Source organism: Aminobacter sp. DSM 101952 (assembly GCF_001424795.1).
Lineage (GTDB): Bacteria > Pseudomonadota > Alphaproteobacteria > Rhizobiales > Rhizobiaceae > Aminobacter > Aminobacter aganoensis.
This window is the reverse complement of sequence record NZ_LMCL01000001.1, coordinates 708,767-720,165: the sequence shown is the minus strand read 5'-3', so window position 1 is coordinate 720,165 and position 11,399 is coordinate 708,767. Positions and strand designations below refer to the sequence as shown.

At 62.6% G+C, this 11,399-nt stretch carries 9 protein-coding genes and 1 pseudogene; 1 reads left to right on the top strand and 9 read right to left on the bottom strand.

Annotation, left to right across the window (positions count from 1 at the left end; genetic code table 11):
- From ASC75_RS03485 to ASC75_RS03445, 9 genes and pseudogenes are all read right to left on the bottom strand, one after another.
- Nucleotides 1-1,502 (bottom strand): annotated as a pseudogene (locus tag ASC75_RS03485) (formate--tetrahydrofolate ligase); the annotation flags it as partial.
- Nucleotide 1,503: 1 nt separating this feature from the next.
- The coding region (locus ASC75_RS26610) for a formate--tetrahydrofolate ligase (protein ID WP_244487737.1) at nucleotides 1,504-1,707 on the bottom strand (204 nt) is incomplete at its 3' end.
- A gap of 190 nt (nucleotides 1,708-1,897) precedes the next feature.
- On the bottom strand, nucleotides 1,898-3,022 hold the full coding sequence (locus tag ASC75_RS03480; protein ID WP_055970562.1) for a DUF2333 family protein: 1,125 nt from the start codon (nucleotides 3,020-3,022) through the stop codon (nucleotides 1,898-1,900).
- Nucleotides 3,023-3,033: 11 nt separating this feature from the next.
- On the bottom strand, nucleotides 3,034-4,320 hold the full coding sequence (locus tag ASC75_RS03475; RefSeq protein ID WP_055970560.1) for a DUF6638 family protein: 1,287 nt from the start codon (nucleotides 4,318-4,320) through the stop codon (nucleotides 3,034-3,036).
- Between the two features lie 209 nt (nucleotides 4,321-4,529).
- Nucleotides 4,530-6,440 carry an AAA family ATPase gene (locus ASC75_RS03465; protein ID WP_055970557.1) on the bottom strand — a complete coding sequence of 637 codons (1,911 nt, stop codon included), beginning with the start codon at nucleotides 6,438-6,440 and terminating at the stop codon, nucleotides 4,530-4,532.
- A gap of 2 nt (nucleotides 6,441-6,442) precedes the next feature.
- Nucleotides 6,443-7,189, bottom strand: coding sequence for a hypothetical protein (locus tag ASC75_RS03460; RefSeq protein WP_055970556.1), 747 nt, complete (start codon nucleotides 7,187-7,189; stop codon nucleotides 6,443-6,445).
- Nucleotides 7,182-8,327, bottom strand: coding sequence for a hypothetical protein (locus ASC75_RS03455; protein WP_055970554.1), 1,146 nt, complete (start codon nucleotides 8,325-8,327; stop codon nucleotides 7,182-7,184). Before ASC75_RS03455 ends, ASC75_RS03460 begins: the two co-directional genes overlap by 8 nt.
- A gap of 87 nt (nucleotides 8,328-8,414) precedes the next feature.
- Nucleotides 8,415-9,503 carry a hypothetical protein gene (locus tag ASC75_RS03450; RefSeq protein ID WP_055970552.1) on the bottom strand — a complete coding sequence of 363 codons (1,089 nt, stop codon included), beginning with the start codon at nucleotides 9,501-9,503 and terminating at the stop codon, nucleotides 8,415-8,417.
- A gap of 105 nt (nucleotides 9,504-9,608) precedes the next feature.
- Nucleotides 9,609-10,223 (bottom strand): thymidine kinase, encoded by a 615-nt coding sequence (locus tag ASC75_RS03445; RefSeq protein WP_055970550.1) that lies wholly within the window; start codon nucleotides 10,221-10,223, stop codon nucleotides 9,609-9,611.
- 215 nt (nucleotides 10,224-10,438) lie between these two features.
- Between ASC75_RS03445 and choX the strand changes: the two genes are divergently transcribed.
- Nucleotides 10,439-11,374 carry a choline ABC transporter substrate-binding protein gene (gene choX, locus ASC75_RS03440; protein ID WP_055970548.1) on the top strand — a complete coding sequence of 312 codons (936 nt, stop codon included), beginning with the start codon at nucleotides 10,439-10,441 and terminating at the stop codon, nucleotides 11,372-11,374.
- The last annotated feature ends 25 nt before the right edge of the window (nucleotides 11,375-11,399 follow it).

Here is an 11,399-nt window from a genome sequence, read left to right as displayed (position 1 = left end):
GGCATGGTCATGATCTCACCGCAGATGGCGACGATGAAGCCGGCGCCGGCGGCGAGGCGGACCTCACGCACCGGCACGACATGGCCGGTGGGCGCGCCGCGCAGGTTGGGATCGGTCGAGAACGAGTACTGGGTCTTGGCCATGCACACCGGCAGGTGGCCGTAGCCGGCCTGTTCCCAGGCATGGAGCTGGTCGCGCACCGACTTGTCGGCGATCGCCTCCGAGCCGCGGTAGATGCGCTTGACGATGGTGTCGATCTTGTCGAACAGCTTCATGTCGTCGGGGTAGAGCGGGGCGAACTGCGAGGCGCCGCTCTCGGCCAGGCTGACCACCTTGTGGGCGAGTTCCTCGATGCCGGCCGAGCCATGGGCCCAGTGCTTGCAGACGATGGCTTCTTCGCCCATCGCCGCGACATATTCCTTCATCGCCGCGATCTCGGCGTCGGTGTCGGAGTAGAAGTGGTTGATCGCCACCACCGCCGGCACGCCGAACTGCTTGACGTTTTCGATGTGGCGGCCAAGGTTGGCGCAGCCCTTCTTCACCGCCTCGATGTTTTCCTTGCCCAGGTCTTCCTTCTTGACGCCGCCGTTCATCTTCATCGCGCGCACGGTGGCGACGATGACGGCAGCCGCAGGCTTCAGGCCGGCCTTGCGGCACTTGATGTCGAAGAACTTCTCGGCGCCGAGGTCAGCGCCGAARCCGGCTTCGGTGACGACATAGTCGGCGAGCTTGAGCGCGGTGGTGGTGGCGACCACCGAGTTGCAGCCRTGCGCGATGTTGGCGAACGGGCCGCCATGGACGAAGGCGGGGTTGTTTTCCAGCGTCTGCACCAGGTTCGGCTGGACGGCGTCCTTGAGCAGCACGGCCATCGCGCCGTCGGCCTTGAGGTCGCGGGCAAACACCGGGCTCTTGTCGCGGCGGTAGGCGACGATGATGTCGCCGAGGCGCTTCTCGAGGTCCTTGAGGTCGGTCGCCAGGCACAGGATCGCCATGACTTCCGAGGCRACCGTGATGTCGAAGCCGGCTTCGCGCGGGAAACCGTTGGCGACGCCGCCGAGCGAGCAGTTGATCTGGCGCAGCGCCCGGTCGTTCATGTCCATGACGCGGCGCCAGACGACGCGGCGGGTGTCGATGTTGAGCTCGTTGCCCCAGTAGATGTGGTTGTCGATCAGCGCCGACAACAGGTTGTGGGCGGTGGTGATGGCGTGGAAGTCGCCGGTGAAGTGGAGGTTCATGTCCTCCATCGGCACGACCTGGGCATAACCGCCGCCGGCGGCACCGCCCTTGACGCCGAAGTTGGGYCCGAGCGAGGCTTCGCGGATGCAGACCACGGCCTTCTTGCCGATGCGGTTGAGRCCGTCGCCGAGGCCGACCGTGGTSGTGGTCTTGCCTTCGCCGGCCGGCGTCGGGTTGATCGCGGTGACCAGGATCAGCTTGCCGTCCTTGTTCTTGCGCGCATTGGCGATGAACTCGGCCGAGATCTTGGCCTTGTCGTGGCCGTANCGTCGGGTTGATCGCGGTGACCAGGATCAGCTTGCCGTCCTTGTTCTTGCGCGCATTGGCGATGAACTCGGCCGAGATCTTGGCCTTGTCGTGGCCGTAGGGCAGCAGGTGCTCGGTCGGAATGCCGATCTTGGCGCCGATCTCCTGGATCTGTTTCTTGTTTGCCGCGCGGGCAATCTGGATATCGGTCTTGTGCTCGGCCATGGCGGCTCCTCCGGAAGCAGACTTTGCGTGAGTGGGCGAATGCACCCGTGCTCGTGGGCGCATAGAAACGCGACACTAGCCTGTGCTGCCGTCTCAAAACAGCCGCCCAATGCACGGATTGCGACAGGGAGTAGGGAGCTCAGACTTCAGCGCCTGGACGCGCGCATGCCCGTCCGCTCCTTCTACCCACTCACCTGCTCAGCACGTTGCTGATCTCGACGAGGTTCGAGCGCACGCGCAGGATGTAGAAGCCCATCGTGATCAGGTGCGACGGCATGAACCAGCCATCCTCGGCGCCGTTGGAGATGATGAAGGGCTGGATGTTGAGCGCCGAGCGGGTCTGCTGCTCCATCGTGTCCCAGAGATTGTCGAGGTTGCGGGTGCGCAGCACGTCCTCGAAGTCGGCATGGGTCGCCTTCAGCAGGCCGTAGTAGCCGTAGAGCTGGCCATAGGCGAACCAGAAGCGGTCGTCGGCGCGCGGGTCGAACCAGCCATTGTTGTAGTTTTCGGCACGGTCCTTGAGGATCGCCGACGTCGCGCCGATGTCGTTGGCGATGCGGTCGATGAACTGGATCAAATTGTCGGCGCGGGCGTCGAACACCGACTCGCACTTTTCGAGCCGGGCGTTGAAATTGTTCAGGCTCTTGATCGCCGAGCGGTAATAGCTCGGGGTCGGGGTCTTGGGGCCGAACGGACTCAGGCCGAAATACCAGGTGTATTCGTCGAACTGCATGTTGCCGCGGGCGTCCTGCAGGTCGGAATCGACCTGGCTGGTGCCGCGCACGCGGCCGAGATTGTCGGCGAGTTCGGTCGTCGTGCGGCGGATCGCCTGGTTGATGCCGCGCTGGAACGATGCCTTGTTGTCAAGGAACGGCGTCTTGTCCCAGGACAGGCCGAACAGGCCCGTCTTGTAGAGGATCATCGACGAGATCCAGGCATTCTCGTTGACGTTGAAATTGGTCAGCTCGGCCGAGATGTCGGCGATCGCCGAGCGGCCGCAGGTGCGCGCGGTGTCGGTGCCGCCGCCGGCAACGATCTGCTCGCCCGCCGAAACGTTGCGGTTGTCGAAATTGTGCGCGGCGACATAGTCGGGATCGAAGTTGGTCCAGACCTGCGTGTTCCAGATGAAGTAGCCGTAGAGCGCCACCAGGCCGAGGATGGCCGCGCCGAGCGTGCCTTTCAGGATCCAGCCGCGCTGGACGTACCAGCGGCCGAGCCACATGAAGGGCCAAAGCAGGATACCGATGACGAAGCCGAGGCCACGGCCGATCAGCTGGAATATCCGGGTGAAGAAGTTCACGATCGGATCAAGCATATGGAACCCCCTCAGTCGGTCAGGCCGTAAAGCTGTGCGCGGAACGCTGCCTTGTCTTTCAGATATGAGTTTTTGAGCGTGTCCACAACATTGGATCGCCAGGTCTCGCTGAGCTCTTCATAGTCCTTGTAGAAGCCTTGCTTGTTGAAGACATAGCGCGAGACGAAATCGGCCGGCACGAATTCCGAGATCAGCCGGTTGGTCAGCCAGGCGTCGGGATGGTCGGGCTTGGCGCGCACGACCAGGAAACGGTGCAGCGGGAACACCTCCTCGAGCCTGAGCTGGCCAAGCTGCGCGATCTCGCGCTTGGCGGCATTGAGGAAGGGGAAGGTGCCGTCGCTGTTGATGGCGTCGGCATGGCTGTGGATCCAGGTCTGCAGCCACACCTTGTCGACCTTGCCCAGGTCGCGCTTCGGCTCGGCCGCGCGGATCAGCGCCCTGACCGCCATTTCGGCGCGGTGCTCGAGATAGCCGGAGCTTTCGACCCACGAGGCGCGCGGCAGGTCGAGGCGGCCGGTCGAGGCCAGGAACTTGAACACCTTGTCGGCGTCGCGGATCGACAGGTAACTCACTTGCCACGGCCGCGAGCGGCGGAAGCCCGGTGCCGAGGGATCGGAAATGACGGTCGTCACATCGCGGTCGACGAAGACGTAGAGTCCGCCGAAATGGCTGGTCCAGAAGGCGTTGTGGCGGAAGATCACCTGGTCGGGCACCAGCGCGTTCTCGCGGATGTCGCCGCAGACCTTGGCGAGATCGACCATGCGCTGGAGCATGGCGTCATCGCGCCAGGCGTCCGGTTCCTGCTTCAGTCTGTCGACCAGCTTGCCGAGCTCGGCCGCCTTGCCGAGCACGTCCTCCGCCGACAGCACGCGGAACTCGACCTGGTTGATCGACAGGAGATCCTCGATGTCCTCGACCTTGGAGACCGAATCCTCGATCTCGCCGTAGATCACGTCCTTGATGGTCAGCGCGTCGATGGCGCGCTGGTTCTTCGACATGAATTCGAACAGCAGTTGCGAGGTGTTGGAGAACGCCGTGTGCACCACCGGCAGGTCGGCCTGCGACGGCGTCAGGATGATGAAGCGGCGGTTGACCTCGTTGGGGTCGAGATATTGATAGTCGCCCAGTTCCTCGGCCACCTGCGGCGAAAACCCGGTGCGGTCGATCTCGAAGCTCTTCAGCCTGGTCGGCTTCAGCCCGAAGGCGGTCAGGGCCTTGTTGTAGCGCTCGATCAGATGCGGCTCGTCTACCGGCAGCAACCGGCCGTAGATCAGTTCGTTGTCGCGGAGCAGGTCCATTTTACTGCATCCCTTCCTTCTCCCCGTTTATGGGCAAAAGGTGGCCGAAGGTGCGCTCCTTCCTTCTCCCCTTGTGGGAGAAGGTGGATCGACGCGCAGCGTCGAGACGGATGAGGGGTGATGGACGGAGAGCTGCGCTGGAGCACCCCTCATCCGTCGCCTGCGGCGACACCTTCTCCCGCAAGGGGAGAAGGAAAGGCCAGCGCCCGTCACGCATTCCACAGCCCCTTCGCCTTCAGTTCCTCCATCTCCTTCGCCGCGCGCTCGCGCAGCCTTGCATCGCGGAGCAGCTTCGACACGGCGGCATCGTCCGACTTGTCGGAGTAGCGGAACTCCGAGTCGGCGTAGCGGTTGATCTCCTGCATCACCATGGCAAGCGAGAACGGCCCGCGCAGTTCCTCGATCATTGCTTTCTTCTCGTCATAGCCCTTGTGCATGAAGGCCTCGGGCTTTTCGAACCACTCGTCCGGCAGCTCGATGTCCATGGCGCGCATCTTGATGGCGTCGGTGACGTTCTTGATGGCGCGGCCGGTGAAGCGCGGCTCGGCCTCCTTGATCATGTGCAGATAGGTGCCGATATCGGCGAGCGTCTTCGGCTCGCCATTGTCCTTCATGAAGCGGTCGAACACTTTCATCAGCCCGTCTTCCTGCGGCTCTTCGTGTTCTTCATAGGCCTCGGTCACGGCGCGCTGGATTTCCTGGGCGGCGTAGAGTTCGTGCTCGCCCAGCGGGATCTTGTGGTTCTTGCCGGCGAGCAGGACGAAGATGTCGATGTAGTCGTCGCGGGTCTGCGGGCCGTCGACCAGCCAGCGTGCGCCGGCGCGCTGGCGCAATGCGTCGTCGACATTTTCGGGATAGTTGGAGAACATGCCGAAGGAGCAGTTGCCGCGCACCACGGTGCCGGCGCCGGCGAAGGCGTCCATCAGCACGCCGGTGATCTCCTGCTGGCCGGCCGATGCCCGGTCGTCGGAGCGCTTGGCCGCCACCTGGTCGATGTCGTCGATGGTGCCGAAGCCGATGGCGCGCGGGTTGAGCACGTTGTTGATGAACTGGCGGCAGTTCTGGCCCGACTTGCCCTGGTAGGACGAGATCTGGTCGACGCCGAAATTCTCGTAAGCGAACGGGTAGCCGGCGACCTGGCAGTAGTTGTTGACCAGGCCGGCGATCATCTGGATCAGCGTGGTCTTGCCGGTGCCCGGCGCGCCGTCGCCAATGAACGTAAACAAAAAACCGCCGAGCTCGACGAAGGGGTTCAACTCGCGGTCGAAGTCATAGGCCATCAGCATCTTGGCCAGCCGGACCGACTGGAACTTGGCGATGTGGTTGCCGACGACCTCCTGCGGCTTCTTAAAGGTCATGACCAGCGGTTTCGACTTCTTGCCCGGAGCCACGTCGAAGCCGTCGAGGGTGAAGTCGTCGGCGTCGATGCGGATATGGGCGTTCTCGAAGGCGCCGAGCCCGTCGAAGCGGCCCTTGCGCTGGAGCAGTCCCTCGATCGCCACACGGGCAAAGGCGCGGCCGCGGGTCAAAAGGTCGGCATCGTCCTTGGCGCCCGACAGCGCTCGGTCGAGGCCGGAGACGGTCGACTTCACCGCGTCCTGCGGCGTGTCGAACAGGAAGTCGGGCTCGGTCACGTCATTCGGCGCCTCGCCGTCGCTGTCGATCAGCTGGGCGAGATAGGAGGCAAGCGAAAACGCCGCGACATAGGCGGACGCCGACAAGAGCTTCTTGAAATGGCTGGCCTCGTCGCCCTCCAGCGGGCTGCGGGCGTTCTTGGCCTGCAACGCTTCGAGGTCTGTCGAGCGCGAGAAGACGTCCGAGACGGCCAGCGCCACCGCGATGCCGCGGCGGGCGCGGAACAGCAGCGTGTGCTGGGCGATCGACATCAGCTGGTCGTCGGGGCGGATCGCACCGACGGTCTTCTGAAGCTCGACCTCGCGCGTCTTGCGGATCGAGCCGGTCGAGACCGTCGAGACGAAGCGCCGGTTGGTGCCGGCGAGTGCCGTGCCCGACTGGCCGGAGCTGTCCTCCAGCACGACGATACGGGTGATGAAGCTCTGCGCGGTGGCGCGGTGCTTTTCGATGTCGGCTTCGGAAATCGCGGTCAGGCCGGTGTCCATTTTCAAGCTCCTATCCGGTCGAGCCAATCGTTGATTGCGGGCATCACCACTGTACCGAAACGGTCCAGCGCGAAGATGCCGATTACAAATGCCATGATCCTGGTGAAGACCAATCTGCGGACGCCCACGAATTTCAGCGTGAGTATCGAAAAGAGCATGAAGGTGATGATCGCAACCTGCGTGGCGTCCACCGGGGTCAAGTAGGAAAACGCGTACAATCCGGCTGCGGTTGCCGCCAGGATCAGCAGATAGAATTTCACCGAGATGATCAGCCGGTCACTGTAGATGAAATAACCGGTTCCGAGCAGTGCGCTGAGGAAGATGGCAACGGCGTCAAAGACCCTGGTTGGCGCGTTCAGAACCGCAACCAGCGTGGATTGGGACACCAGTTCGCATATCGTGAAGCGGTCGAAGGCGAGGCGTCTTTCGGTCTTGGTGCCGTAATAGGCCGCGATGGCGGCGCCGGCGCAGATCAGGCAAAACGACAGGGCGCCGTGGATTTTGTCCAGCGAGATCCCGAGAACCTGTCCCACGGCACCCCATGCGTGCATCGACACGGTGTTGAAACCCAGCACGATGCGGCTGAGAAGCGGGCCGAAATCAAGCTTGCTGTTGAAGTTTGCGAGAACAGAGATTGCCGTGGGTACGCCAAAGGCGATCGAAATCCACTTCCAGGCAATCTTTCTCTTACCTGCCTGCCTTGCCCACCACAGCGAGATCGTGTCTCTCCAGGCGGACGCCTCAAACATCGCTGATCACCTGTCCCTTCGACAGGATGTGGACCTTGTAGCCGCCGAAGATCTTCTCGGCTTCGCCGGCGGCATAGAGCGCCTGGTAGGCCTCGTGCGGGATCAGCGCGTGCTTCTCGTAGCTCGATACGCCCTGGCGCGCGGCTTCGAGATCGTCTGTGTTGATGAAGAACTCCTCGCTTGCCGGCTCGCTCGACCACAGCCCCTTGCGTCCCGGCTTCTCGGCCTTGGAATAGACCTCCTGGATGGTCCAGGTCAGCAGCCAGGCATTTTCGGCCTTGCGCACCTTGGACAGCACCTCGGCGACCGCCGAATTGTGCTCGGTGATGCCGGCCGAATAGAACGGGCCCAGCACCAGCCGCCGCAGCTGCTTGGGGTGCAGGTCGGGGAAATCCTTGTCGAGATTGGTGGCGATGGTCAGCGGCGACAGCGAATAGGCCGAGTTCTTCTCGGTGAAGTCGTCGAAGCGGTGGGCGAGGTCGGGATTGAGCAGGCCGTCGACGGGCAGGGGGATGTCGATCTTCTCGTTGAGCTTGCCGTTCCGGTCGACCAGCTGCTCGATCATCGCCTCGGACGAATCCTCGACGGTGGCCATGTAGATCATCGGCAGGTTGGCGCTGCCGTCGAAGCTGCCCCAATGGACGAGATAATAGGGCCGCATCGACTTCGGGTTGACCGACACCTTGGCCGTCTGCGCCAGTATGAACGGGCTGAAAGTGACGCCGTCCTTGACGTCTTCGAGATACAGCCGCTCGGCCATCGAGCGCTGCAGCGCCTCGGGAAATTCCTTGTGGCGCAGGATGAAGTCGGCCATCTCCTCGCGCAGTTCGCCCGACGGCGGGATGCTGGCCAGCCGCTGCGCCGCCGTCTTGCGGTCGTTTTCCAGCTCCAGCACATTCTGGAATACCGGAAAGCCGCTTTCGGCGCGGCTGATCTTGAAGGTCTCCATGAAGCCGAGCCGGTTGCGCCAGCAGGCGAAGGACCTTTCCAGCCGCGAGATGTATTCGGCTGCGATCTTCGCCACGATGCCGTGCCGGTAGAGCGGCGAGCGGTCGTCGCGCATGAAGATCTCAAGGCCGCTCAGCGCCGCCTTGATCGCGTCGAAATAGCGGACCGCCGGGTCGTCGGTAGGGGTCATGAATGAAGTCTCCGACGCATGCGCTCGACGTTGCCCCCTCTGGCCTGCCGGGTGCGGCAGGGCGCAACACCGTCCATTCTGGCCAGGTTACGACTGCACGTAGTCCGAAGCGTTGTGCTTCTTCAGCACCTCGTCGAAGCGGCGGGCAAACGCGTCGTCGGCCAGCTTCTTACGGCGCTGGATGTCGGCGGTCGCCACCATGTTCTTCTCGTGCATTTCGAGCAGGTCGCCGATGTGCTTCTGGGCCGCGGCACCGATGCCAGCCATGGTTTCCTCGGCGGTGTTGTCGACCTTCGAGCCCAGCGTGTTGATCTTGTGGGCGACGTCCTGCTGGGCGGCCGTCTTGAGCGAGTCCTCCAGCGCCTTGTAGAGCACGATGCGCTGCTCGGTATCGATGGTCAGCTTGTTGATCAGCGTGTTCTGCGCCGCGATCTGGTTGTTCAGCGAATCGACGAAGGTCTGGAACATCGAGGTGTAGCGTTCGAGCGTCTGGCTTTCGGCCAGCAGTTCCTGCTCCTTGGCCTGCTTCTCGTTGTATTCGGTGGCCAGCTTGGAACGTTGGGATTCGAGGTCGGTGCGCTCCTTCTGGCTGGTCGACGCCGCGATCTTGTTTTCGATGTCGAGCAGCAGCGGGTTCAACTCCTCGATGCGCTTCTGGACCGCCTCGAGGTTCGACATCGTCGACTTGCGGCGTTCGATCACCTGGGACAGGCTGGTCTCCGAGGTCTTGTAGCGGGCATCGAGCACGTCCTTCTGCGCCTTCAGGATGCCGACGATGGTGTCGGACTTGACCAGGAGTTCCTGCAGGTTGCCGGCCAGCGACATGTTGCGGACGCGGTCGGTGCGCATGCGCTGCTTGCTCGAATCGGAGAAGATGCCGACGAACGTCTCCCAGCCGGTGAAGCTCTTCATGCTCTCGAATTCGGAGCCGAAGACATTGGTGGCGTCTTCCAGGCCGATGATCAGGTCGGCGATGTTGCCTTCCATCACCTTCTGCTGCTTGAGCACGTCCTGGATGCGCGCATTCTCGATGTCGAAATCGGAGGCGCCGATCTTCTCGTCGGTCTTGGCGATCGTGTCGAGCACGGTGCCCGATTGCTCGATCTTGGTCCGCATGTCCTCCACGACCTGCTTGGTCTTGGCGATTTCGGCATCGAAATTCTGCAGCGTTGCCATACGTTCCTCCGGTGTCGAATGCGGGACAGTGGCGCCGAATATATGTGCCGCATCTTGCGATTGAAAGACGCAAGCGCCCGGCGAAAACATTTAAGACGAAGCTACTTAGCCGCGCGATGCAAAACCGATGAAATCATCTGGCTGGGCGCGGCCCATCTCTTCCTCCCAGTGGCGCCGGCACAGGGAAACATAGACATCCTTGCCGATCGCCACCTGTTCGCCCTGGCGCGCCACCTTGCCGTCGGGGCCGAGGCGCACCACCATCGTCGCCTTGCGGCCGCAGCGACAGATGGTGCGCACCTCGCGCAGATCGTCGGCGATGGCGAGCAGGGTGCGCGAGCCGCTGAACAAATTGCCCTGGAAATCGGTGCGCAGACCATAGCACATGACGGGGATGTTCAGCCGGTCGGCCACCCGCGCCAGCTGCCAGACCTGCTCGTCTTCGAGGAACTGCGCCTCGTCGACGAAGATGCAGTGCACGGTCGTATGATCGTGGTGCTCGGCGATGCGGGCGAACAGGTCGTCGCCATTGCGGAACATTTCGGCGCCGGCTTCGAGGCCGATGCGCGACGAGATGTAGCCGGTGTCGCCCTTGCTGTAATGCCCGGCGACGAACAGCATCGTCGTCATGCCGCGCTCGCGGTAGTTGTAGGACGCCTGCAGCAGCATGGTCGTCTTGCCGGCGTTCATAGTGGCATAGTGGAAGTAGAGCTTGGCCATGTGCTTCCTTAAGCCCAAGCCGGCGGGCGCGGGGAGAGGGCAGCTTCGCCATCCACCGCAAAAAACCTTCGCGATGTCGCTGATGGATCAGCCGGCGGCGTCTGTCGCTGCGTCATGTCACTTGAATCCAAAGGAAAATGGTGTTTGGCTCGCGACAAAGACGAACAACAACACTATCGCGTTGCCTTTAAAAATACGAATGGGAGAATCTACATATGTCGCGCATGATAACACTCGCCGCCGCCATCGGCGTGTCGGCGGTCATGACTGCCGGTGCCGCTTATGCGGGGGACGCTGAAAGCTGCAAGAAAGTGCGCCTGTCCGATGTCGGCTGGACCGACATCCAGGCCACCACGGGCGTTGCTTCGGTGCTGCTGACCGCCATGGGCTATGAACCGGAAGTCATCCAGCTCTCGGTGCCGGTCACCTACGCCTCGCTCAAGAACAACGACCTCGACGTCTTCCTTGGCAACTGGATGCCGTCGATGACCGCCGACATCAAGGATTACGCCGCCGAGGGCTCGGTCGAGACCATTGGCGAAAACCTGTCCGGCGCCGGCTACGGCATCGTCGTGCCGAGCTATGTCGCTGAGGGCGGCGTCAAGACGCTGACCGACCTTGGCAAGTTCAAGGACAAGTTCGGCGGCAAGATCTACGGCATCGAAGCCGGCAATGACGGCAACCGCATCATCCTCGACATGATCTCAAAGCCCGAGAACAATCTCGCCGGCTTCGAGCTGGTCGAATCGTCCGAGGCTGGCATGCTGACCCAGGCAGAGCAGTCGATGAAGTCCAATGAATGGATCGCCTTCCTCGGCTGGACGCCGCATCCTGTCATGGGCGCGATGAAGATCGCCTATCTCGACGGCATGGGCGATTCGGGCTTCGGCGCTGCCACCGTCAGCACCAATGTGCGCAAGGGCTACGTCGCCGAGTGCCCGAATGTCGGCAAGTTCCTCGGCAACCTGAAGTTCAACCTGGAGATGGAAGGCACCATGATGGATGCCATCCTCAAGGGCGGCGCTGCCAACGACGTCGCCAAGGACTGGCTGAAGGCCAATCCCGATGCCGCCACCAAGTGGCTCGACGGCGTCACCACCTTCGATGGCGGCGATGCTTTGGCTGCGGTGAAGGCGGCGCTGGCGAGCTAAGCCGCGTCCTCGCTGAAAAATGAAA

Coding starts and splice junctions, on each gene's coding strand:
- choX (WP_055970548.1), top strand. CDS start 10,439: ATGTCGCGCATGATAACACTCGCCGCCGCCATCGGCGTGTCGGCGGTC.
- ASC75_RS03480 (WP_055970562.1), bottom strand. CDS start 3,022: ATGCTTGATCCGATCGTGAACTTCTTCACCCGGATATTCCAGCTGATC.
- ASC75_RS03445 (WP_055970550.1), bottom strand. CDS start 10,223: ATGGCCAAGCTCTACTTCCACTATGCCACTATGAACGCCGGCAAGACG.
- ASC75_RS03455 (WP_055970554.1), bottom strand. CDS start 8,327: ATGACCCCTACCGACGACCCGGCGGTCCGCTATTTCGACGCGATCAAG.
- ASC75_RS03460 (WP_055970556.1), bottom strand. CDS start 7,189: ATGTTTGAGGCGTCCGCCTGGAGAGACACGATCTCGCTGTGGTGGGCA.
- ASC75_RS03475 (WP_055970560.1), bottom strand. CDS start 4,320: ATGGACCTGCTCCGCGACAACGAACTGATCTACGGCCGGTTGCTGCCG.
- ASC75_RS03450 (WP_055970552.1), bottom strand. CDS start 9,503: ATGGCAACGCTGCAGAATTTCGATGCCGAAATCGCCAAGACCAAGCAG.
- ASC75_RS03465 (WP_055970557.1), bottom strand. CDS start 6,440: ATGGACACCGGCCTGACCGCGATTTCCGAAGCCGACATCGAAAAGCAC.